A 22,118-nucleotide genomic window follows, 5' to 3' on the forward strand; every position below is an offset into this window, starting at 1 on the left:
AGAGCAATGAGGGTGCAGGGATTCCTGTCAGCGAGTCTTGCGCTGATCCTTGTGGCTACTCTTGTTTTCTCCTGTTTTCAGGCACGAGCCATTCCCGCGGGCAGCTATCTTGTCTATAACATAACTACGTGCGATGACCAGGGGAGGATACGCAACGAGGCGCTAGGTGAGGTCGGGAAGCACAGCTCTGGAATAGAGCTCGTAATCGGCCTTTACAATTTCTCGACGGGGGAAGAGCTCGAGGCCTGCGACGTTAGCGCTGATTCAGACGAGGTCAGAGTAGATATCCTGGGAGCAAACGCCAGCTTCTACACCGTGCGATATTCCCTAATCCTCAGGAACGCGACGCTCGCCTGCTACCCGCCCGCAGAGGGATTTAGTATCCTGAAGGGCATTGAATGGCAGCGCAACGGCAGCCTGCTACTGGCCCGCCTGGAGACGCTGAACGTGACGAGAAAGCTCTACGTCTCCAGGGTCGACAACGGGGTTTACGACGAGGCAGGCCGCCTGATCGGGGAGTGGCTATTCTGGCTCCCGGAGCGCTCCCGAGCGCAGAGCTACACGGTCGTGCTCGCGCACGTGGCATCGATGATAGCGCAGATCACGCCGGGGCTCGAGGGCAGCGGCGTCGCAACCATTGTCGGCGTAAACCTCTCGAGGGTGGAGCCCGGAGAGGGCATCACAGTGGGAGGCGTCGTCGTCCCGCCGACAGACCTCGTCCACGGTTACGTGCTCCCATACGGCGTAGTGTCGATCCGCTACGAGTGCCTCGACGATGCGTCGACGAGCAACCTCCTCGGGATGTTGAAGGGCTACTACGCGTCTATGCCCCCGGAGTTCAAGGTCGCCAGATCTGGGAACATTGTCGTGGTCAACTACACTCCGCTCTCGCTGTTCAACTCGACGGGGCTTGAGCGGAAGCCATGGCGTTTCACCACCGTCACGGAGGCCAGCAACCTCACGCTGTTCAAGTGCACGCGCGTTGACACGCTTCCCGTGGCGGAGCTCGGAGGCAGGCTTCTCATGGTGGCCGCTTTCTCCTATGGCCGCCTTGTCTGGGAGAGGGGCACCGGTGTTCTGCTCGAGGTTTCTCACGGCGGAAAGTTCGAGGAGTCGCCCATGGGAACCGAGAACATAGCTGTCCTCTCCGAGTACCTCGGCTGGGAGGGGGAGGACGCGATCTACTTCACAAGGAGCGCCAAAGGCTTCACCTCGCTGAAGCTCGTCGACACAAACGTCCTCAAGTCCCCCGAGCGTCTCGGCTCTCCCGGGAGCCCGCAGGCGTTAGCTGAGACCGCCCTAGCCCTACTCGCGCTCGTAGCAGCAGTGCTCGCGGCTGTTGTCTCGCTGTTGCCGAGGAGAAGGAGCTTAGCTCCAGCTATTTGACCTTTTGGAAGAGTATAGGGGCTTCCGTGACTCTGTATTCCTCGACTTGGCCGAACGCCAGCTCGGCGGGAGGGATTAGCTGGAAGCCGAAGGCCCTGGACACCTGCTCGCCCGTCGCGGGCATGACGGGGTAGAGGAGGTTTGTCGCGACCCTGAGCGCCTCCAGGGTGTTGTATAGGGGCCGCGTGGGGTCGTCGAGCGCCCAGGGCTCCGTCCTGTTCATGTAGCTGTTAGCCTCCCTGAGGAGGTCGAAGGTTGCTGTGAGGGCCTCCGAAACTTTGACCTCTGCTATGAGCTCCGCGACTTTCTTGACTGTGTTGCTGGCCAGCTCCGCCAGGCCGGGGTCGGGGTCGGCGCGGGGGACTCTGCCTCCGAGCTTCCGGAGGGCGAGGACGCCCGCCCTGCGGACGAGGTTGCCGAAGGTGTCGGCCAGCTCCCCGTTGTAGATGCTGTCGAGGAGGCTCTGGTCGAACTCCACGTCCTTCTCCAGGTTGAGGAGCCTCATCAGGAGGTACCTGACCGCGTCGGCCGACTTGTACCTCTCGAGGAGGTCGTCGATCATCACCACGTTCCCAGTGCTCTTGCCCATCTTCAGCCCCCTGTTGACGATGTAGGCGTGTACGATGAGCCTCTTCGGCGGGTCGAGGCCGAGCATTCTGAGCACGGAGAACCATATGGCGCTGTGGAACCAGAGGATGTCCTTCCCGATGATGTGGTGGGCCTCGGGCCAGTACTTCTGGAAGCTGTCATCATCCCTCATGAAGCCTATCCCGGTGAGGTAGTTGAGCAGAGCGTCTATCCACACGTAGGCCACGAAGTCCCTGTCGAATGGGAGCTCGACGCCCCAGTAAACCCTTGTCTTCGGCCTGGCGACGGAGACGTCCCTCAACCCCTCCTTTCTGATCCTCCCGACGACCTCCCTCGCGTAAGCCTCGGGGAAGACCGTTCCGCCGCTCTCGATGGTCTTCAGCACCTCGTCCTGCACGGCCGAGAGCCTGAGGAAGTACGTCTCCTCCTCCACCCACTCCAGGGGCTTGCTGTGGATGGGGCAGAGCTTCTGCCCCCCCTGCTCCACGTACTCGCCTTCGCTGTAGAACTTCTCGCAGCTGACGCAGTACCAGCCGCTGTACGAGCCCTTGTACACGTAGCCCTTCTCGTACAGCCTCTGGAAGACCTTCTTCACGAGCTCCTCGTGGTCAGGGTCGGTGGTCCTGATGAACCTGCTGTACTCTATCTCGAGGAGGCTCCAGTACTTCTTGAACACCGGGACCATGCTGTCCACGAACTCCTTCGGCGTCTTCCCAGCCTTCTCGGCGGCCCTCTGGAGCTTCAAGCCGTGCTCGTCGGTGCCCGTCAGGAAGAACACGTCGTAGCCGTTCAGCCTGTACCACCTGGCCAGCACGTCCGCCAGGACCGTCGTGTAGGCGTGCCCGATGTGGGGCACGTCGTTCGGGTAGTATATGGGCGTCGTCACGTAAAATGCCTTCCCTGTCACCAGACCACCGAGCCTAAAGGACAGGGGAGAATAAAAACACTGTGCTGTGATAAACCGGAGTAATCGGCGCGCCTCCTCTGTGCCCCGGGATTGAAGGCTCACTTCGAAGTGGGGTCGACTACTCTGCCGATGAAGAGCACGAGCCCCGTCTCCCTGTCCCTTATGAGGAAGATGAACGGATGGTCCGCTACGAAGGTCTTCGACGGCATGTAAGCCGTGAGTTTTACGCCGACCGCCGTCGCGCCGGCGGCCTCGGTTCCCTCCTCGTCCACCCTGACATACGTCTGGTGGATAACCCAGGCGACGTACAGGTCCCTCCTCCCGTCGATGCCCGAGAGGTCCGCTTCATCGCCCTGGAAGACCTTCCTCAAGCCGAGGCTCTGCAGGTTCTCGTTGAGGAGGTACTTCCTTTCGAGCTCGAAGCGGGGCAGGCAAATCCTGTCCAGCTTCTCCGGCCTGAGCGAGGAAAGGTAGCTCTCAAGCCTCTCGCGCGTTAGGCCCTTCTCGAGCTCGCGGAGGTCGCCCTTCGGCAGGATGATGACCATGCTCAGCCTCCCGCCCGCGTAGGGTAGCTCAAGCACCTGCGCGTCCTCGAGGTCGGCGTACATGAACTCCTTCCCGGAGGGCTCCATGCACATCATCTGCACGCTGACGGTCCTGTCCGCAGAGACCCTGAAGCTGGCCTGGGAGGTCTTACCCTTGTCGAAGGCGTAGAGCCACGAGCCCTTGAAGTACACCGCGTTCGTTATGACAAGCCTGACCCAGCTGTCTATGAAGTTCGGTGGTATCAGGTCCTTGATCCTCCCCCGGGTCTGCTCCTCAATGAACCTGTTTATCGTAACCCTGGAGCCCTCGGGGTCCCCCGCGAAGTCGAGGCTCGCCGCCTTGGCTCCGTAGAACTCCTCAACCACCCTGCTGTACTCGGGTAGAACGTCGAACCCCCTCTGGACCCAGAGCGCGTTCCCGGTCGCGAGCTCCACGCCACTGACGCTGTTCAGGGAGTTGTAGAGGTGGGCGTAGTTGGGCCTCAAAACCTCGACGCTGGGGTAGCCTAGCGCGCTCCTGAACTCCTCAGCCGTGCTGCCCCTGGCCCCCTCGTAGAGGATCGCCAGCGCGGAGTACACGCTGAACGGTGAGATGAACACGTTGCCACTCTCTTTGAGGGCAACGTCCCTGTAGAGGTTCGCGGCCAAGAGGTTGCTTGAAGCGACGACCGCCTGGAGGCTGCTCTCGGTGTAGTTGGACTCGTTCGCCAACGGAGGTCTATGTGGATGGTAAGGGTAGAGATATAAAGTTGCTACTGCAACAACTGCTATGAGAAGGGCTCCGCACATGACTAAAATTGTTCTCGATCGCTCCATGCTTACTCGAGCTAATCAACCGAGTACTCGCAGAAAAGCTTGATGCACCGAAAGTACGTTGCGAGGCTACTGTTTCATGAAACCTAGAACCAGGTACTTCTGCACATAGCCTGTAAAGAGCAACATTGGAAGCGATGAGATGATTCCGGCAGCAGCCATCTCGCCCCACTTCACACCCCACTCCGAGATGTAGCTAGCGATAATCAGCGGCACAGTGTAGTTCTTCAAGCTCTGCAGAAGGATGACAGCATAGAGGAACTCGTTCCAAGTCATGAGAAGGCAGAAGATAGCCGTTGCCACAACCCCTGGTGCAACCATTGGAAGCATGACTCTAGCGAGTATAGTCAGGGTGCCCGCACCGTCGACGAGGGCGGCTTCCTCCACCTCTTTTGGCACCGCCCTGAAGAAGCCTATTAGAGTCCATATTGCGAACGGCAGCGTGTAAATCTGGTACGCTAGAGCCACCGCGTTCAGGTTGTCCAGAAGCCTCATAGATGCGAACATCACATATATGGGCAGTATCAGGACTATAGGAGGGATCGTCCTTGCGAAGAGCGTCCAAGCTAGGAAGCCGCGCCTGAAGTGCTCGTGCAGGGTCAGCCGGGAGACAGCATATGCGGCTGGAACCGCGAGAAGGACGGATATCCCCGTGGACAGGAAGGCGAGGTAAATCGTGTTCACGAGGTAGCGCTCAAACCCCTCTTGGAACAGTTTCACGTAGTTCTCAAGCGTTATGCGAAGGGAGAATGCCTCGTAGACCTCAAGCCCCGCTCTCAGCGAAACGTTAACAATCCAGTAAATCGGCGTTAGCGTCCACAGGAGTATCAGTGCTACGCCGAGGTAAACTGCCATGCTCTCAACTCTTACCTTCATCTGAGAATCACCTCCCGCACGTACAGCGCACTTAGCACGAGCACTATGAGAAGCATCAAGAAGGATGCGGCGGAGGCTTTCCCGATTTCCCAGAAGATCAGCCCCGACTTAAACACGTAGAGGGACACAGTTTCCGTGGCGTACGCAGGCCCCCCACCCGTCAGAAGGTACACCTTGTCGAAGAGCCTGAACGTGTCGATGCTTCTGAGGAGTAGCACCAAAGCTATGTACGGCTTTAGAAGCGGAAGCGTGATGCTCCTGAACGTCCGAAGAGGGGATGCCCCGTCGAGCATCGCAGCCTCGTAGAGGTCCCTGGGTATGGACTGGAGGCCCGCGTAGAATATGAGGAAGCAGATTGGTGTCCACTGCCAAGTGTCTATCAGCACGATGCTTGGTAGCGCGAGGTTAAAGCTCGTCAGCCAGGCTTGGGGCGGCAAACCGAGGAAGCGTAGGATGTAGTTGAGAAGCCCCGTATCGTAGTCCATCATAAGCTTCCACATTGAGCTGACGACAACCACGGAGAACATGTTGGGCAGGACTATCAGCGGAACCAGGTACCTCTTCCCCCTGATCTTCTGGTTAACGAGGACCGCAATCCCTAAGCCCAGGAGCGTTTGGGCGAAAGTGGCCATCAGCGAGAAGAGAACGGTGTTCTTAACGCTCACCACGAACACGTCGTCGCGGAGGAGGCTCGCGTACTCACCTAAACCCGTGAACCTGAACTCGCCGGTTATCAGGTTGTAGGCGTGAAGCGAGTAGTAGAAGATGCCGAATATCGGGTATACGGTCAGGAAAAGCATGAGCAGGAGAGAGGGGAGAACTAGAAAAACAGCTATTTTTTGGCGCAAGGGGCCTCTCCACCCCCTCCTTTTTTACCCTCCAGCCAGGACCTTGTCTATCTCGGCAGCGGCCTTGGCGACAGCGTCGGCTGGGCTAATCGTCCCGGCTAGCACTTGGTTGACGTAGCTGCCAAAGATGTCTTCAACCTTAGACCACAGCGGTGTTCTGGGTCTAGGCACTGCTGTTTGGAGGCTGCTCACCTGGACCGCTACCCACCTCCTCAGCCCTACAACTTCCTTGTCGTTGCCGACGCTGGATCTCACCGGGGGCAGACCCTTGTATATCGCCATCAGCTTCTGCATCCTCGCGCTAGTAGTGTAGAGAATGTAGCTGAGCGCGGCCTCCTTGTTCTTGGACGCCGCGTTTATGCCCCAGTACCACACTCCTAGTAGCGGTGAAGGCCTCGCGCGCTCGCCCGGGGTGACGGTGTAGGCTAGCAGGCCTGGAACCTTGCTTACAGCCGGGTTGTCCGAGTCCTTAATCCAGCCTGGCCAGGTCTCCGTGCTCATCGCTATCCTTCCGCCGATAAGCCGGTCGCGAACGTCAGGAGTGTTGAAGTTCTCGACACCGGGAGGAGCGTACTTCTTCAGCTGCAGAAGGAACTCGAGGGCTTCCACAGCCTTCGAGTCTAGGGCGCACTTCTTCAGGTCGTCTGTGATAATCTTGCCCCCGAAGGCGTAGAGGATGGGCTGGAAGGCCGTAGCGACGGGGTTGCCCTTAACACCTCTAAAGGCTACAGGGTACTCTACGAGCCCCGAAGCCTTTATCTTCTCGCAGGCATTCAGCACATCGGTCCACGTCTTCGGCTCCGGGAGACCAAGCTTGTCGAACACGTCCTTCCTATAGGCGAAGATCTGCACGTTACCCATCTGCGGGAACGCTACGAGCTTCCCGGTTCCGTAGGGGTGCCTGCCCACGTCCACCAGCACCTTAGGGAAATCGCTCAGATCGAGCGTCACACCAGCGTCTTTGGCAACCGCTTCGATGTCCGATAGCCACCCCTTCTCACCGAACTGAGGTATCCACGGGTCGTCCATGTACACGAGGTCCACGGCGCTCGAGCCCTGCTGGAGCGTGAGCACCATCTTGTCGTACAGCTGGCTGTAAGCTAGAGGCGTGTAGTCAACCTTGTAGTTCGGGTTCTCTCGGGTGAAGAAGTCTATAACAGCCATGTTTATGTCATTGTGCTCAGCATCCCTCCCGAGGAGGGACAAGGAATACGTCTTTGCAGCAGGTGCCGCCGGAGCAGCTGGTCGAGAGGAACCGTAGAGGTACCCGCCACCGAAGCCAAGCACGAAGGCCCCTGCGCCCACCACTGCCAACTTGAGGAAATCCCGCCTCGTCGCCATAGCGTCTCAGTTATCGCTATTACTTCCTATATAACTTATGGATATTGCTTAAATAATGCGACAAAATACTTACACAAAGTTTCCACCGCAGGTCAATGTTCTCAGAGCAAAAATTTTATTATAAATTTGCACAGTAGCTGGTGCATGAGCATAGGGCTCTCAAAGGAGTACTTCCAATGTTTGTCAGAGCTCGAAGAATGGGTCGCAGCCTTTCTCGAGAGGCTATCAGAGGTGGTTAAAAGTGGCTACCTGCAGATCCTGCTCCGTCACATAGCTCGGGAAAGCCGAGCCCACAGGGAGCTCCTGCTCTCCGTGCTTCAGGCTACCGGCAGTGAGCCTAAGGTCGCGGACTGCGCGCGGCGCATAGGGGAGGCCGGGGTCTCAGCGATCAGGAGGTACCGGGAGCTCGTCGCCAGGCTCGACTCTGGCTGGGTTCCAAGCCCCGAGGAGCTAGCCAGCCTGCTCGAGGATGAAGTAAAGGTGGAGAACCTCGCCGGTGAGGAGAACTACGCAAAGCTCGGTTTTAGGGTGGCCTCGCTGTCCCGCTGTGTTGAGCCCCTTCTCTTCGAGGAGCTTGCCTCCAGGGAGGAGTACCACAGGAAGCTCCTGGAGAAGGCCATCGCTTTCCTGCGAAGCGGAAGCAGTGACTGCCCTGAACCCTAAAAGCAAATATACGGCTACTGTTGTTGTACCTCGTATGCGTCCCCTCCTAGCCATCGCTCTCCTCGCGCTCCTCCTCGCCTCTCAATACTCGTTGGCGCAGCCCCCCGAAGCCCGGGTTCTCTGGAGAGTCACCTCGGCGGAGGGGGCTGCGTTCTCAGTCTGCCTCGGGAGAAGCCTCTACGTCGTCGGCTACACGGGTGCGGGCTCAAACCTCACGGCTCGGATCGAGGTTAGAGACCCTCTGAGCGGGGGGCTCGTCAAGAGCTACTCGTACCGCGGCGCGAGCATCCTCTATTCCTGCCTCTACACCGGGGGCAGGCTCTTCGTCGCCGGCGTATCCCCTGATGGCAGGTGGATCGTGGCCTCCTTCGGCGATGACCTCACCCTGCTGGGGTCCTACACCGGTGTCGCCGGCTACGCGACCGCGCTCGCGGCAGACGGGAGGTACCTCTACGTGGCCGGCATCGACTCCTCGACGGCTGGAGTGAGGGTCGAGAAGCGGGACCTCGAAAGCCTGAAGCTCGTCGCGACGTACAGCCCGAGGGTCCCCAACACCGGCGTGTACTCGTGCGCGCTAGGCGATGGCTCGCTCTGGCTCGCCGGCACAGCCCTCACACCCGGGGGCTTCACGTGGAGGGTTGAGAAGATCGCGGCAAACATGAGCCCGCTTCTTGGGCTCCGGCCGGGCATCGGGGGCTACGCTTTCTCGGTATCCCTGAGCGGGGAGGGGCTCGTGTACGTCACGGGCCCCAACGGCACCATCGTTTTAGACAGTAGCGGCGCGATGCTAGCTAAATCGTCGGTGGGGGGCTACAAGCTCGCGGTGGTGGACGGCTACATCGCACTGTACGCGGAGTCCGTGAAGCCCCTCTTGTACATCCTCAACTCAACCACCCTCGACGTAGCCGCAATCCTCGAGCTCTCCCAGAACCCGGCTCACCCCACCCTTGGCTCAATGGCCGTGAACCACACCACTGTCTACGTCGCCGCGGCCGAGAAAGAGCAGCAGGGACCCCGCTGGTCAGTCTACGCCATCAAGCTGGAGCTCGGGGTGAGGAACGCGACGCTACCCAGCCCACCCCCACCTGCCAACACCACGGCCCCGCCCCAGCGTCAGGAGCAGGGCCAGCCCCTAGCGATCGCTTTACCTGAGGCTGTAGCATCCCTGGCTATGATAGCCAGTATTACCGCCGCGGCAGTCGCCATCTCGCGCAGAAGGAGAAAGGGCTAGAGGCCGAGCAGCCCCACCCACGCTAAGCTAAGCACCACTTATTTGTCCTGCAGGCTCGAAGCACTGAAAAATATTGACATATAAAAATATTAACTTCTCTCATCTAATACCGATGTCATTATATAAATATTGTTATACAATGATTTATAAGCATGAAAATATGTTAGGATAGCGTTATGACAACAACTGTCACAAGGAGGGACTTCCTGAAAGCCGCAGGGCTCACTGCAGTAACCCTGTCCACGAGTACTCCTGCGCTACGCCTGCTCAAGCCCGCGAGCCAGGAGACGAGCCTGCAGGCCGAGGGCGAGAAGCTCGTCCCGAACATTTGCATGATGTGCCCGGCCGCCTGCCAGATCCTCGTCCGCGTCAGGAACGGTAAAATCGAGAAGATCGAGGGCAACCCAAAGGGCCCCACGAACCTGGGCACGATCTGCGCCAGAGGGCAAGCCGGCCTCTTCCGGGTCTACAACCCCGACAGGCTTAAAAAGCCTCTTATCCGCGACAACCCCGCCGCGAGGGGGACATTCCAGGGCTTCAGGGAGGCTTCCTGGGACGAGGCCCTCGAGGCAGTCGCGGCGCACCTCAAAAAGCTCATCAGCGAGGGGAGGGTTAAGGAGGTCTTCATGCTCGGGGGCTGGCCGACCTGTCTGTACCTAGAGCCTTACATGAAGGCTTTCGCGGATACGATCGGCACCCCGAACGCAATCGGCATACCGGGTGCAACCTGCTTTTTCCCGAAAGCCTTCGGCTGGAGCACGGCCATAGGCGTTGGTGCTCACTCCCAGATACTGGTGGACTACGAGAACGTTAAGTACCTTATCGTGATCAGGAGGAACTTCTTCGGCAGCATAAGCGTCGTTCACGGCGCGCGGGCCGGCAGGAAGCTGGGCAACTACAAGCTCGTAGTCGTGGACCCGAGGTTCAGCGAGACCGCGGCTAAGGCCGACCTCTGGATACCCATAAAGCCGGGAACGGACCTCGCCTTCCTTCTGGCTCTCATCAACGTGGTGATCAGCGAGGGCCTCTACGACGCCGAGTTCCTCAGGAAGTACACGAACGCTCCCATGCTGGTTGCTGAGGACGGAACACCGCTCACCGCCGGGACAGAGGGGGGCAAGGTTAAGTACTTGGTGTGGGACCTCGCGCAGAACAAGGCGGTCAAGCACGAGGAGGCCATCCTACCCGCACTCGAGGGCGAGTTCACGGTTGGGGACAAGAAAGCTAAGCCGGTCTTCCAGCTTCTCAAGGAGAAGGTCTCCCAGTACACTCCCGAGTGGGCTGAGGGCGTCACAGGAGTCCCCGCCTCGCTGATCAGGCAGGTCGGAGTCGAGTTCGGGAAGACCAGGCCAGCGGCCGTCGACACCGGCTGGCACGATCCCAAGTACAAGAACAGCGTGATGACTTGGCGGGCGGCAGCGGTACTCAACGCCCTCGTGGGGGGTCTCGTGAAGGACGGCGTGCTGATCACCGGGGTCGGTAGCACAGCGTCTCCGACGCCTGACGTGAGCGAGGAGAGCGTGATGAGGATATGGGGGACAAAGCAGGGAGTTGCAATGGCGTCGAAGGGATTCACGTGCCAGGGGTTCCTTGACGCCATCGAGAAGGGAGACCCCTACAAGGTCTCTACACTGTTCCTCTTCTCAGCGAACATAGCTCTAACCGCGCCCGACTCGGCGAGGTGGCGCGAGGCGCTCAAGAAGCTCGAGAAAGTAGTGGCGATCGACATATACCCCGTGGACACGGTGCTCTACGCTGACATCGTCCTTCCGGAATCGACGTACCTCGAGCGTGACGACCCGCTCTACGGAATGGCCTACGCCCCAGTCGTGGGCTTCCAGACGAGGGTCGCGGCCGTGCAACCGCTCTACGACACCAGGCACTTGGTTGACATAATAGTCGGTATACTAAAGAAGCTGGGCACCGACTACTACGAGAAGTTCTGGCTGAACCTGGCTAAGGCGCTAGGCGCCGCCGACCCCGCCGCGATGGCCCCTAAGCTCAAGGACGCCTACGAGAAGGACGGTGTGAGGGGTATACGCAGGCTTCAGGCCTCGACGAGGAACCTGGACGTGGCCAAGCTCGAATCAGAAGGCCTTGTCGTGGTCAAGGACTCCGCGACCCTGAGGAGGGAGATGGCCCAGAAGGCCCAGGCCGGTCAGCTGCTCACACCGACTGGGAGGATAGAGCTGTTCAGCTTCGCCCTCAACAGCATCAAGGCCAAGAAAGGGTACCAGCCGTACTGGGACCCCATCGTCGCCTGGTGCGAGCCCGAGGTCATCAACAAGGCCGACAGCAAGCAGACGTTCTACCTGATTTACGGCCGCGTGCCCACGATGACGCACACATCTACGGCCGACGAGCCGCTACTCTCGGTGCTGACGCCCGACTTCAAGAGGATGGCTTGGATCAACAGGAGGGTCGCCGAGAGCCTCGGGATCAAGAAGGGCGACAGGATCAGGCTCGTCAACGTCGAGACAGGCAGGGCTGTCGAGGCGATCGCTTTCCCCACCGAGCTCATCAGGGAGGACACCATCTGGGTCTCCAGCGACTTCGGCCACTCGAGCGAGGCCCTGCACTTCACCAAGTTCGGCGTGCCGTACCACGCCCTCACGTCGGTTAAAGCCGACCCCGTCGCAGGGGGCATTATGTCGCAGGAGGTGGTTGTCCGGGTTGAGAAGGCTTAGGGGTGGTGTAGATGACCAGGTACGGGATGGTTATAGACCTGAACAAGTGCGTGGGTTGCGGAGCCTGCGTTATGGCGTGCATAGCGGAGAACAGGAGGGAGCAGGCGCTCAGGGCCATTAACGAGGGGTTGCCCGCGCTCGAGGGCTTCAAGAAGAGAACCTACATCAACACCTACATCACGGGCACCTACCCCAACGTCGGGATGTACTACATGCACATGATATGCCAGCACTGCGAGGATCCGCCCTGCGTCTCGGTGTGCCCCACGGGCGCCAGCTACCAGACCAAGGAGGGCATCGTGCTCGTGAACAAGGAGAAGTGCATTGGATGCGAGTACTGCGTCCAGGCCTGCCCCTACGGCGCGAGGCTCTGGGACCCCTACATCCGCTCCATCGACAAGTGCACGTTCTGCGAGCACAGGCTAGCAAAGGGCGAGCTGCCCGCCTGCGTAGCCACATGCCCGACGGGAGCCAGGATGTTCGGAGACCTCGAAGACCCGAACAGCGAGATCTCGAAGGTGGTCGCCTCCGGTGCGGCAACCGTGTTCAAGAAAGAGGAGGGGACAAAGCCAAAGGTGTTCTACATACTACCCATGAGGAGGTGAGCTGGGATGATGGAGGTTCAGCACGCTTGGGATATTAGAATCGTCCTAGACCTCACTCTGGGCGGGATGGGCGTCGCCACTTACCTGCTTGCGTTCTACCAGTACCTCAAGGGCGACAGGGATTTCAGCCTGAAAGCGGCCTTCGCTGGATTGGCGTCCCTCCTCCTGGGGCTCCTGGTGCTGATAACCCACCTCGGCAAGCCAGAAGCCGCCATCTACACGGTGCTCACGCCCAACCTAGGATCTGTGATGGCCCTCGGAGTCTTCTTCAACATACTGACACTCCTCTTCGGAGGCCTCTTCGCGCTCCCCGCGGTCCTGAAGCTACCCTACGCGTCGAACGAGAAAGCCATGAAGGCCCTAGGGTGGCTCGGCGCGGTTTTCGCCTTCCTCGTCATGACCTACACCGGGACGCTGCTCGCCAGGACTAGCATACACCTGTGGAGGAGCCCCGCCACACCTGTCCTCTTCATCCTCTTGGCCCTGTCGAGCGGAGTCGGCCTCTACGCCCTCGTGGCCTACGCCCTGAAAAAGGAGGTGCCGAGGGCTTTCCTCGACCTGGGAGTGCTCTCAACCTTCCTGGCTTTCATCACATTCACCCTGTACTTCGCTCTCTCCAACATCAGCACCGAGGCCTTCAGGGCCTCAATAGACCTGATGCTCTCGGAGCTCCTCTCCGCGACAGCGGCGCTCTACATCCTAGGCTTCCTCGCTCCACTCGCCCTCCAGCTCTACTACTACAAGAAGCCGTCTAAAGCACTGCTACTAGCGATCGCGCTGCTCCTCATCCTCCAGAGCCTGCTTGCACGCTTCCTGATAGTGTACGCCGGCGTGATTGAGCTACCCTGGTAAAAAATATCTTTTTTTACTCTATTTCTTCCGGAAGGGTGTTTCGTTTTTGCTTGAGGTTAGGCTTTTCCAGGAGCGCGGGCTAGTCTACAAGGTACTCAGCCTCGCCTTCCACACGCCGAGCGACTCGGGAGCTGTGGACGAGCTTGTGAAACTCCTCCCCCTGCTGAGAAGCGTACAGGAGCTACGCTTAGACGCAGGAACTCTCGAGCTGTTCACCGGCTCGTGGATTGAGGCCTTGTCTATCCCTCGGGAGGGTCTTCTCGTCGAGTACACTAGGCTTTTCGTGAACGACTGCCCTCACCTGGCGTGCCCGCCATACGAGACGTACTGGCGCGACGGCGAGCGCACTATCTACGGCTCGGGCTACAGCAGCCTTCTCGAGATATACAGGACCGCAGGGCTCGAGCCCTCACCCATCGCCAGGCAGCCGATTGAGCACGTCGCGCTGGAGCTAGAGCTAATGCACTACCTAGTCTTGAGAAGCCTCGAGGACGAGAGCTTCCTCTGCCTCCAGGAGAGGCTCTTCAAGGACCACATCTCGGTGTGGGCGGAGCCGTACGCCAGTTGCCTAGAAAGCCACGCCCTCCTGGAGAACTACCGGGCCTCCGCGCGGCTCCTGCGCGAGGTCGCCGAGCTCGAGGAGATGTTCTTCGCGACACGCAACTTCTGCCGCTGAGTAAACCTATTAGGTCGCTTGCAACTGAGGTGTGGGGGTGCCAGCGTGGAGGGGCTCGTGGAGGTTGCTGGGAGGCTCGCCCGAGAGCTGCTAGGGGAGGACTTTGTGCACGGCTTCCCCCACGTGGAGCGCGTGATGAGGTTCGCGGAGAGGATAGCCTCGGAGGTGGGCAACGTTGACGCGGACCTGCTCAGGGTGGCAGTCTACCTCCACGACATCGGCAGGAAGCTCGGGGAGCCCCACGCCTACTACTCCGCCAGGCTCGCTGAGAGCCTGCTGAGAGAGTGGGGTGTGGGGGAGAGGGAGGTGAAGCTCGTCGTTAACGCCATCGAGTACCACAGCTTCAGCTACGCCAGGAGCCGGGGCGTGAAGCCCCTCAGCGTGGAGGCGATGGTCCTGAGCGATGCTGACAAGCTCGACGCCCTCGGCGTCGTCGGCTTCCTGAGGGTGCTGGTCTACGGCTTCGAGACGGGGCGGAGCGTGGAGGACAGCCTCGCCCACTTCGAGGAGAAGATATTCACGCTCAAAAGCCTGCTACACTTCGAGGCTTCAAGGAGGATTGCCGAGGAGCTGGAGGCGAGGACGCGGACCGCCGTGAGCTGGCTCGTCGAGGAGCTCGCCATAAAGCCTAAAACTGTGTGAAGGCGTGTTTACTCGATGGGTGAGCCTGCAACTGGTCTTTCAGGACTGGTCGTCTACCCGGGGCGTGACGTCCGCCTCGTGTTGCTGCTGGCGGAGAAGGGCGCAGACCTCTCCCTTCTCCTCTCGGGAATAGCTCGGTGCGCGGGCAGGGACGTTGAGCTCCTGAACTTGTGGACAACGCGGGGGGAGCTCGTGGACGTGCTCCTCCTCTCCGCCTCGTGTAGGAGCGAGGGCTGCCTAGAGCCATTCATGGCCTGCCTCGGGGGCTTAGAGGGTGTCAAAGCCGTGGACAGCGCACCAGGGCCGGCTAAGGGGCTGGCGGTGGAGAGCTGGGGGTTCCCCGTGCTACAGGGCACGCGCAGAGCCCTCGTTCTCGACTCCGAGCTCTTCGGCTCGATGCTGAGGGAGAGCTGGAGGCTCCTGGGCAGGTCCCTCCTGCTGCCCCTTTACAGCGCCTCGTTCGCCTATGGACGGGAGCTGGCCCGAGGGCTGAGGGGCCTCGGGCTAGAAGGGAGGAGCCTCCTCGTCGCCGTGTCGGAGGTGCTACGTCACATGGGGCTGGGCAAGGTCTTCTGGGAGTCCGTCACCGAATCGCACGCAACCGTCACGGTTCACGGCAGCGCCGAGTGCGGCGCGATGAGGGGGGTCGCGGGCTTCGAGTCCTCCATACTGAAGGGCCTGGTCGCGGGCATCTTTGAGGAGCTGTGGGGCGCCGACAGGACCTCCATCGAGGCCAGGGAAACGAGCTGCATAGCCAGGGGCGACAGCGTCTGCCGCATCGAGCTCGCGCTAAGGCAGAAGAGGTGAGAAACCCCGAGACCTCATCACGGGGCTCAGACCGCTGAAGGCCCTGTCACCGGTTCCTCAACTTCCACGCCACAGAGCCAGGTTAAAACTTTTATCCTCCGTGAGTCTCACGGTAGCGTGATGAGTGTTGAGGATCTCATCGGCAACACGCCATTGGTACGCCTCAGGAGGATAGAGCCCCTAAGCGGCTGCGAGGTGTACGTTAAGCTCGAGTACCTGAACCCCACTGGTAGCCACAAGGATAGGATCGCCCTCTACATGATCAGGGACGCGGTCGAGAGAGGCCTCCTCAAGCCCGGCGGGACGGTGGTGGAGGCATCCAGCGGAAACACTGCGATCAGCGTCGCGTGGATCGCGGGGCGGCTAGGCTACAGGGCCGTCATCGTTTTGGAGGAAGGCACCTCCCCCGCTAAGGTAGCGGTGATAAAGGCGCTCGGAGCCGAGGTCGTCTTCGCCCCGAAGGTCCCCCGAGACCACCCGGACCACATGATCAACGTGGCAAAGCGCGTCGCCCAGGAGCGGGGAGGGGTGTTCCTGGCCCAGTATTCGAACGAGGCGAACGTGAGGGCGCACTTCGAGACCACGGGGCCCGAGATCTACAGGGCGCTGGGGGACAGGGTGGGTTGCTTCGTCATGGGCGTGGGAACCGGAGGGACGATCGTGGGTGTCTCGAAGTACCTCAAGAGCGTCATCGGCCCAAGGGTTAAGGCTGTGGCAGTGGTGCCGAAGGGCTCGCCGGTGGCAGGCGGCGTAGGGCGGGGGGAGGAGATTGAGGGCCTAGCGGTTTCCACGGTACCGGACATACTCGCCCGCAACCGGGACTTTGTCGACGCCGTAGTAGAGGTCTCCCTAAGGGAGGCGATGGAGTGGATGCTTAGGCTCGCGAGAGAGGAGGGGATCCTCGGGGGAGTATCCACGGGCGCGAACATCGCCGGCGTCCTCAGGGTAGCCGGGGAGTGCGACGGCGCAATCGTCACCCTAGCCCCCGACTCGATATTCCGCTACGCGAGCCTCCTCGAAAGCTCGCCAGGAAAGAATATATTGTAAGTATACACGTCTGTCTTGTGGAGCAGGATCACCTAGTCGCAGGCCTTAGGGACCTTCGCAGCGCCTCGAAGCTACTGCTCGTAGCCTCGATCCTCGGAATCTTAGTTAGCGTGGCTATCCTGTCTGCGGTCCCAGCCCTGCTCTCGATCCCCCTGACGGCTCAAACCTCGATTCGCGGCTTGGCGAGCAGGATAATCGCGTGGTTACCGTTGCTAATCATCGGAGCCCTGCTTGGCTTAGCATCCGGGGTAATAAGCCTCTACGCTATCTACGCGAAGCTACTCCCCTCGAGCAAGCACCTCGCTAAGTGGAGGCCCTCTGTCTTCGACACGCCAAGGAAGCTGCTGTACATAGGCTACTGGGGGGCGCTGGCCGCAGGCGTCTCGGCGTTCATTGCCGCGGTTGCTCTCGCTGCGGGTGCTCTCCCAGGTTTGATGCAAGCGGCTCAGGCAGAGAGTCTGATTATGCTGGTGGCACTGCTGATGGTGCCCTTCATCCTTGTCGTTCTCGCCGGCATCCTCGGCTTCGTGGGGGATGTTGGGATGATAATGCTCTTCTACGAGCTGGGAGGGGCCCTCCAGTCAGAGAGGTTCAAGCACGTCGCTCTGCTGACGGTGGCGTACATCCTCGGGGGCGTCCTCGTGGGCCTGATCCCTAATCCTGCAGCTATGCTCCCAGGCCTCGTGGTCGTCGCGGGCCTCCAGGCGGTCGCCTTCTACCTCGCTATGGAGGAGTGCACGAGGATCCTCTCCTCCACCCCGCAACAGCCACCTGCGGGGGTGTGAGGCCGGTGCCCGAAGTAGAGGTCGCAGAGTACCCTAGCCCACCGGCTCCCGAAGAGCTCGCGAGGAGGCTCGGTGAGCTGGATGGGCTCGTCGTCGTTGGCGCGTGGAGCCCAGGGGACTGGCTGAGGATCAGGGGGGAGCTAAGGAGGATGGGTGCAAGGTGGAACCGCGTAGTCTACATCGACTCGGAGAGGGATCCGGCGCTCTCCGGAGTTAGCCTGGATGGCCTCGTCAGGTCGCACAAGGCGTACCTGGAGGCCTCGGCGGAGTACATACCGGTCGTCGTCTCAGAGGCTGGCAAGACCGTGTCACGCCGCGAGATCCTGAAGGCGGGCCTAGGGGTGTTCTTCACGTACACTGCGATGCCGGAGGTTCGAGACGCGCAGTGCTCATCACTGAAGAGTTGCAGCCTCTGCCTCAGCTCCTGCCCCTACGACGCCCTATCCGGGAAACCCCCGGGAGTCTCGGAGCAGAAGTGCGTGGAGTGCGGGCTGTGCACCTCCTCCTGCCCATCAGGCCTCCTACTAGTCCCAGCCTTCCCCCCTGCCGCGCTGCGAAGGCTGCTCTACGAGCTGAAGTCGAGCGGCGCCCAAGGCGTTGTCGTGACGTGCCCCGAGGGCAGGACCAGCGTGTACAGCAGCAGCTTGAAGGGGGCCGTCGTTGAGCTACCGTGCGTGGCCGCGCTGAGGATACACGAGTACCTCTTCGCCAGGCAGCTGGGGCTGAACGTGGTGTTCCACTGCCCCGCCGAGCTAAGGGCTAAGTGCCCCAGGGGCAGGGCGGTCGAGGAGTACCTCGCGCTGGTGCGCGAGGCCGAGCTCATCACGTCAAGCAAGGAGGCTAAACCGGTCTCAGGCGAGAAGCTCCCAGACATCATCGCCCCCCTGGCCTCCGGCGAGAGCAGCTGGATCCCCCTCAGCCGCCTCCCCCTCTTCCGCGTAAAGGTGGACGCTGAAGCCTGCACGCTCTGCGGGGCATGCGAGAAGGCCTGCCCCACCCACGCCCTGTCACTCCGGCACGGGGAGGGCTACACTCTCCTGTTCACCCACTCGGACTGCATAGGCTGTGGCACCTGCGTTTCGGTGTGCCCTGAGAAGGCGGTGCGCCTCGTGAGAGCCGCGAACCCCGCGCTGCTGTCAGCGCGCTCCCCAATCGCGGTGGCCAGCTCTCCGGAAGCCCATTGCAGGCGCTGCGGCGCGCCCATAGGCCCCCAGGCGAGGATAGTGAGGATTGCGGAGAAGCTGAGGAAGGCCGGCGTCTCCGAGGCGCAGGTGGAGAAGCTCTGGCTCTGCGAGAAGTGCAAGCAGGAATCTCTAGCAGACGAGCTCAAGGAGTTCCTCGAGAGGGCTTGACGGCGACGAGGGTGAGAGTTGAAAGCGCTCCACGCCTCACACTCAGCACCCGCAGGCCACTTATCAGCCGCTCCAGCTCCTCGGCCGTCATGAGCCTCGCGGGGAAGCCGAGTGCTTTCTCAAAGAGCAGGATAGCTCTGCCCGCTAGCCCACACCTGTCGAAGTCGAAGACGTAGAGCTTACCGTTTACCCTCAGAGCCTCTGTTGCCTCCTGGATAGCCTTCTCGGGGTCGTCCATGTGGTGCAGGGAGTCGTGAAACACGGCAGAGTCAACGGACTCGCGCCTGAGCGGAAGGTAGCAGGCGCTCGCGCAGATAAACTCGACCCCGGCTGGGCTGCGCCGCGGAAAGTGCGCGGCGTCCACGTCGAGCACCAGGGACAGCTCGTACCTGGCGCCGACGCTCTCGGCGAGTCTCCCGCTGGCGCCACCCACATCGAGCAGCACTCTCCCGGGAGCGATCGCGCCTGCCGTCTTCCCGTATATTCCTTGGGGGGCTAGCCTGTACAGGGCGAGTAGCAGGAGCCTACCGAGCTGCAAGTGCACCGTGTCTTAGCCCGCACTTCCCTGTACTTTTAGCATTATGTAAGGTAAATCTTATATAATAGTGGCTTGTTACATGTAGTGCTGACCCGCATGGAGAACATGTTGAAGAGAATAGACAGGAGCATCGCCGCACTGCTATTGCTGGGCTTCATGACTTCCCTGGGCAGCGCTGTGATGAATGTCGTCCTTCAGCCCTACCTCAAGCACCTGGGCCTCTCCCCCCAGGACGTCGGCTCGCTGCAGCTTGTGATGTCCGCCTCAACAGCCCTCGCCTTAGTGCCGTCGGCCTACCTAGCGGACATGCACGGCAGGAAGAGGGTAGCGCTCGCATCCTTGGCGTTTTCAGCCCCGGGCTTCCCGCTAGTGGTGCTCGGGGACGGGGCAGGCCCCCTGTACGTTGGCTTCGCCCTCCTCGGCCTGGGAAACGCGCTGGCCTCGGTTTCGCTGAACCCGCTCCTCGCCGACGTGACTCCGCCGGAGATGCTGGACTCCGTGGCGTCCTTATCCCAGATCCTCGGGCTGGCCGGCGGCTCGATCGGCATGGCTCTCTCCTGGCTGCCCCAGCTCGCGGCGTCATCCTTGGGTGGTTTGGTAAATGCCTACAGGCTGTTCATGCTCGCGGGCGGTGTGGTCTCCATGGCCAGCTTCCCGCTCCTTCTCGCTGTGCGGAGCCGCGACGTTAAAGGTGGCAAGAGCTTCAAGCTCGCCTTCACGAGGAATACCGTTCTCCTCTCTGCTGTGAACGCTGTGACAGCCCTCGGCGCTGGAGCGTCTGTGTGGATGATAAACTACTATTTCATGCTGAAGTTCGGGGTGGAGGCCGGCGAGCTCGGAAGCCGTATGCTCGCGGAAACCCTCCTAATGATACCCGCAACCTCACTAGCCCCGGTCGTCTACTCAAGAATGGGCACGCTACACGCCATCGTACTTATGCAGGCCGCTTCGATCCCCCTCCTTCTGCTCACAGCTTGGGCCCCGAGCTTCCTCGCCTCCGCTACAGCTTTCACAGCGAGGAGCGTGCTTATGAACGCATGCAACCCGCTGTTCTGGTCGCTGAGCATGAGGCTGGTGGGCGAGGAGGAGCGCTCACGGTATACTATGCTGAGCACCCTCGCGTGGCAGCTGGCGGGGGGCTTCGGTTCGGCCATAGGAGGCTTGCTCATGGGCGTGAACCCGGACTACCCGCTCTACTTCACGGCAATCATTTACACGGCGGGCGTGCTCCTCCTCTACGGCCTCTTCAAAGGAAAAGAAGGTTGAGCAGCGGCCTCAATAGATGGCTTTTCCTCTCAATCGGCAACCGGGCGCTTGGGCTCGCGCTCAGCCCTCTGCCCATCCGTGGGGCTACGGGAAAACGGGCCTCGGGCTGTCCACGCACTCGAAGCTGTGAGACCAGCCCCCCTCTCTCAGGCTTTTCCAGAGAAGCGGCCTCTTGTACGCGGCCTCTCCTGGCGGTACTATGAGCTCGCCGTACACGTTCCTCACCTCTAGGGCTCTAACAGCCCTGTAGAACTCGACCTTCTCCCGCGCGGGGAACTGGCTCACGATGAGGGCTCTCTTCTTGTCGAGGAGGGCGAACCGGTACCCCGTGAGGGTCGACGTCACCCTTGCGAGCGCGCAGCTCCGCCACCCCTCGACCAGGTACACCTGGACTGGGATGCTGGAGTCTGGGATAAGCAGGTAGGCCGCGTTGCCGGTCCACGCGGGCTTGACGTGCCTCTTGAAGTGGTACTCCACTGCCTGAGTGGTTAGGTTCGGGAGAGAGTCGTCTAGGCTCCGCGCCCTCCCGTAGGCCGTGAACACCCTTAGGAAGGGGGCGTCCAGCTTGAACGAGAGCAGTGCGGCGTCGACGACGTCGGGCCTCAGCGCGTACACTCTGGGCTCCTCGGGGAGGGCGTAGTCCTCCTCGCTCGGCCTTCTTGCACGCCCAAGCGGGAAGCCCGAGGGATCCCAGAAGACCAGCTCGAGGCCTCTCAAGACCCCGTTCTCCTCCTGCTCTCCCCATAGGACCTTCTTGGCTGGCGCCAAGCCCAGGCACAGCTGGAACTCATGCTCCCCCTCCAGCTTCGAGACGAACGTGCAGGCCAGCCAAGTCGGGCAACCCCCCGACGCGAGGAGCGCGGCGGGCATCAGCTTAATGACCGGGAAGTCCACGAGGAACCTGAAGGCTACGACGCCTGAGAGCTCGCGCAGGATCCTCCTGGCCACGGCGTAGCGCAGGCCCGACTCCCGCGAAACCTGCTTCAGGCTTAGGGCTCTGCGGGCCGCCTTCAAGAACTCCAGCTGCTCTTCATTCAGCTGGACGCTCATCGCCTAGCCCCGGCTGAGCACCTCGCGGAGCGCGTCCTCGAGGCCGGACCTGATCATTGAAACAGCGAGCACGGCGAGCAGTAGCGAGAAAATCCTGGCGAGGACGAGCACGGTGTTCTTTCCCACCTTCCCGATTATGTGGTGGCTTCCCGACAGGATTGCGTACGCTATCAGCGTGTTCAGCGCTATCGAGGCGAGCGTGGGGAGGGTCCCGTAGACGCTGTCCAGGTACATGACCACGTATATGCTCCCGGGCCCAGCGAGGAGCGGTGTCGCCATGGGCACCACTGCCACGTCCTCGCTCCTCAGCGTCTCCGCCTCCACCCTGCCGACGAGCCCCTCCAGCGCCAGGAGGAGTAGGAGGATACCCCCGGCGATCTTGAAGTCCGTGAAGGTCACGTTGTAGTACGTGAAGAACGAGTACCCGAAAAGCATGAAGAAGACCAGCAGGGTGGAGGCTATCAGCACGGACTTCGCGAACACCCTCCTCCTCTCCCACTCTTTCATGTTGCCGGTGAGAGCGTAGAAGATGGGTATGTTCCCGACCGAGTCGAGCACGATGAACAGCATCACGAACGCGTCCCAGTACTCCCGCACACGACACTACAGACCC

General features: G+C 60.9%; 21 protein-coding genes. 13 read left to right on the forward strand and 8 right to left on the reverse strand.

All coding sequences use genetic code 11. The annotated features are described in order from the left end of the window. Positions 1-6 precede the first annotated feature (6 nt). Positions 7-1,386, forward strand: coding sequence for a hypothetical protein (locus ACNO7C_RS06920; protein WP_460024383.1), 1,380 nt, complete (start codon positions 7-9; stop codon positions 1,384-1,386). Here ACNO7C_RS06920 and metG read toward each other — a convergent pair. From metG to ACNO7C_RS06945, 5 genes are all read right to left on the reverse strand, one after another. Then, complete coding sequence (gene metG, locus ACNO7C_RS06925; RefSeq protein ID WP_460024384.1) at positions 1,379-2,881, reverse strand: methionine--tRNA ligase; 1,503 nt, start codon at positions 2,879-2,881, stop codon at positions 1,379-1,381. The genes ACNO7C_RS06920 and metG overlap by 8 nt on opposite strands. Positions 2,882-2,979: 98 nt before the next feature. Continuing rightward, the gene (locus ACNO7C_RS06930) at positions 2,980-4,137 is read right to left on the reverse strand and encodes a serpin family protein (protein ID WP_460024385.1); all 1,158 of its coding nucleotides are present in this window, start codon (positions 4,135-4,137) and stop codon (positions 2,980-2,982) included. A 171-nt stretch (positions 4,138-4,308) separates the two neighbouring features. Beyond that, positions 4,309-5,115, reverse strand: a complete 807-nt coding sequence (locus ACNO7C_RS06935) for a carbohydrate ABC transporter permease (protein ID WP_460024386.1) — start codon at positions 5,113-5,115, stop codon at positions 4,309-4,311. After that, positions 5,112-5,963: a carbohydrate ABC transporter permease gene (locus ACNO7C_RS06940; protein WP_460024387.1), complete on the reverse strand. Its 852-nt coding sequence runs from the start codon at positions 5,961-5,963 to the stop codon at positions 5,112-5,114. The genes ACNO7C_RS06935 and ACNO7C_RS06940 overlap by 4 nt, the downstream gene beginning before the upstream one ends. Before the next feature lie 24 nt (positions 5,964-5,987). After that, a complete protein-coding gene (locus ACNO7C_RS06945; protein WP_460024388.1) occupies positions 5,988-7,304 on the reverse strand; it encodes an extracellular solute-binding protein in 1,317 nt (438 codons plus the stop codon). 144 nt (positions 7,305-7,448) lie between these two features. Here ACNO7C_RS06945 and ACNO7C_RS06950 point away from each other — a divergent pair, with 144 nt between their 5' ends. From ACNO7C_RS06950 to ACNO7C_RS07000, 11 genes are all read left to right on the forward strand, one after another. Beyond that, a complete protein-coding gene (locus ACNO7C_RS06950) occupies positions 7,449-7,967 on the forward strand; it encodes a hypothetical protein (protein WP_460024389.1) in 519 nt (172 codons plus the stop codon). Between the two features lie 34 nt (positions 7,968-8,001). Next, positions 8,002-9,198 (forward strand): LVIVD repeat-containing protein, encoded by a 1,197-nt coding sequence (locus tag ACNO7C_RS06955; RefSeq protein ID WP_460024390.1) that lies wholly within the window; start codon positions 8,002-8,004, stop codon positions 9,196-9,198. Between the two features lie 176 nt (positions 9,199-9,374). Continuing rightward, positions 9,375-11,885 carry a molybdopterin-dependent oxidoreductase gene (locus ACNO7C_RS06960; RefSeq protein ID WP_460024391.1) on the forward strand — a complete coding sequence of 837 codons (2,511 nt, stop codon included), beginning with the start codon at positions 9,375-9,377 and terminating at the stop codon, positions 11,883-11,885. An 11-nt stretch (positions 11,886-11,896) separates the two neighbouring features. Then, positions 11,897-12,490, forward strand: a complete 594-nt coding sequence (locus tag ACNO7C_RS06965) for a 4Fe-4S dicluster domain-containing protein (protein WP_460024392.1) — start codon at positions 11,897-11,899, stop codon at positions 12,488-12,490. A gap of 6 nt (positions 12,491-12,496) precedes the next feature. Continuing rightward, positions 12,497-13,342: an NrfD/PsrC family molybdoenzyme membrane anchor subunit gene (gene nrfD / locus ACNO7C_RS06970; protein ID WP_460024393.1), complete on the forward strand. Its 846-nt coding sequence runs from the start codon at positions 12,497-12,499 to the stop codon at positions 13,340-13,342. Between the two features lie 46 nt (positions 13,343-13,388). Then, the gene (locus tag ACNO7C_RS06975; RefSeq protein ID WP_460024394.1) at positions 13,389-14,018 is read left to right on the forward strand and encodes a TorD/DmsD family molecular chaperone; all 630 of its coding nucleotides are present in this window, start codon (positions 13,389-13,391) and stop codon (positions 14,016-14,018) included. Between the two features lie 45 nt (positions 14,019-14,063). Then, positions 14,064-14,660, forward strand: coding sequence for an HD domain-containing protein (locus ACNO7C_RS06980; protein WP_460024395.1), 597 nt, complete (start codon positions 14,064-14,066; stop codon positions 14,658-14,660). Between the two features lie 15 nt (positions 14,661-14,675). Next, positions 14,676-15,467 carry a hypothetical protein gene (locus ACNO7C_RS06985; protein WP_460024396.1) on the forward strand — a complete coding sequence of 264 codons (792 nt, stop codon included), beginning with the start codon at positions 14,676-14,678 and terminating at the stop codon, positions 15,465-15,467. A gap of 120 nt (positions 15,468-15,587) precedes the next feature. Beyond that, positions 15,588-16,514 (forward strand): PLP-dependent cysteine synthase family protein, encoded by a 927-nt coding sequence (locus tag ACNO7C_RS06990; RefSeq protein ID WP_460024397.1) that lies wholly within the window; start codon positions 15,588-15,590, stop codon positions 16,512-16,514. A 17-nt stretch (positions 16,515-16,531) separates the two neighbouring features. Further along, positions 16,532-17,299 (forward strand): hypothetical protein, encoded by a 768-nt coding sequence (locus ACNO7C_RS06995; protein ID WP_460024398.1) that lies wholly within the window; start codon positions 16,532-16,534, stop codon positions 17,297-17,299. Positions 17,300-17,304: 5 nt separating this feature from the next. Beyond that, on the forward strand, positions 17,305-18,651 hold the full coding sequence (locus ACNO7C_RS07000) for a 4Fe-4S binding protein (protein ID WP_460024399.1): 1,347 nt from the start codon (positions 17,305-17,307) through the stop codon (positions 18,649-18,651). Here the strand turns inward: ACNO7C_RS07000 and ACNO7C_RS07005 are convergent. Further along, complete coding sequence (locus tag ACNO7C_RS07005; RefSeq protein WP_460024400.1) at positions 18,626-19,195, reverse strand: class I SAM-dependent methyltransferase; 570 nt, start codon at positions 19,193-19,195, stop codon at positions 18,626-18,628. The genes ACNO7C_RS07000 and ACNO7C_RS07005 overlap by 26 nt on opposite strands. 90 nt (positions 19,196-19,285) lie before the next feature. Between ACNO7C_RS07005 and ACNO7C_RS07010 the strand changes: the two genes are divergently transcribed. Further along, positions 19,286-20,455, forward strand: a complete 1,170-nt coding sequence (locus ACNO7C_RS07010; RefSeq protein ID WP_460024401.1) for an MFS transporter — start codon at positions 19,286-19,288, stop codon at positions 20,453-20,455. A gap of 84 nt (positions 20,456-20,539) precedes the next feature. On the opposite strand, the gene ACNO7C_RS07015 is transcribed toward ACNO7C_RS07010, so the two are convergent. Together ACNO7C_RS07015 and ACNO7C_RS07020 are read right to left on the reverse strand one after the other, a co-directional pair. Then, a complete protein-coding gene (locus ACNO7C_RS07015) occupies positions 20,540-21,505 on the reverse strand; it encodes a hypothetical protein (RefSeq protein WP_460024402.1) in 966 nt (321 codons plus the stop codon). 3 nt (positions 21,506-21,508) lie between these two features. Next, positions 21,509-22,102, reverse strand: coding sequence for a MarC family protein (locus ACNO7C_RS07020; RefSeq protein ID WP_460024403.1), 594 nt, complete (start codon positions 22,100-22,102; stop codon positions 21,509-21,511). Positions 22,103-22,118 lie beyond the last annotated feature (16 nt).

It is taken from the genome of Infirmifilum tikiterense (assembly GCF_054696565.1).

Excerpts from the sequence above, each read along its gene's own strand:
- ACNO7C_RS06920 (WP_460024383.1), top strand. The coding sequence starts at position 7 with ATGAGGGTGCAGGGATTCCTGTCAGCGAGTCTTGCGCTGATCCTTGTG.
- ACNO7C_RS06935 (WP_460024386.1), bottom strand. The coding sequence starts at position 5,115 with ATGAAGGTAAGAGTTGAGAGCATGGCAGTTTACCTCGGCGTAGCACTG.
- ACNO7C_RS06945 (WP_460024388.1), bottom strand. The coding sequence starts at position 7,304 with ATGGCGACGAGGCGGGATTTCCTCAAGTTGGCAGTGGTGGGCGCAGGG.
- ACNO7C_RS06950 (WP_460024389.1), top strand. The coding sequence starts at position 7,449 with ATGAGCATAGGGCTCTCAAAGGAGTACTTCCAATGTTTGTCAGAGCTC.
- ACNO7C_RS06955 (WP_460024390.1), top strand. The coding sequence starts at position 8,002 with ATGCGTCCCCTCCTAGCCATCGCTCTCCTCGCGCTCCTCCTCGCCTCT.
- ACNO7C_RS06960 (WP_460024391.1), top strand. The coding sequence starts at position 9,375 with ATGACAACAACTGTCACAAGGAGGGACTTCCTGAAAGCCGCAGGGCTC.
- ACNO7C_RS06965 (WP_460024392.1), top strand. The coding sequence starts at position 11,897 with ATGACCAGGTACGGGATGGTTATAGACCTGAACAAGTGCGTGGGTTGC.
- nrfD (WP_460024393.1), top strand. The coding sequence starts at position 12,497 with ATGATGGAGGTTCAGCACGCTTGGGATATTAGAATCGTCCTAGACCTC.
- ACNO7C_RS06985 (WP_460024396.1), top strand. The coding sequence starts at position 14,676 with ATGGGTGAGCCTGCAACTGGTCTTTCAGGACTGGTCGTCTACCCGGGG.
- ACNO7C_RS06990 (WP_460024397.1), top strand. The coding sequence starts at position 15,588 with ATGAGTGTTGAGGATCTCATCGGCAACACGCCATTGGTACGCCTCAGG.
- ACNO7C_RS07010 (WP_460024401.1), top strand. The coding sequence starts at position 19,286 with ATGGAGAACATGTTGAAGAGAATAGACAGGAGCATCGCCGCACTGCTA.
- ACNO7C_RS07015 (WP_460024402.1), bottom strand. The coding sequence starts at position 21,505 with ATGAGCGTCCAGCTGAATGAAGAGCAGCTGGAGTTCTTGAAGGCGGCC.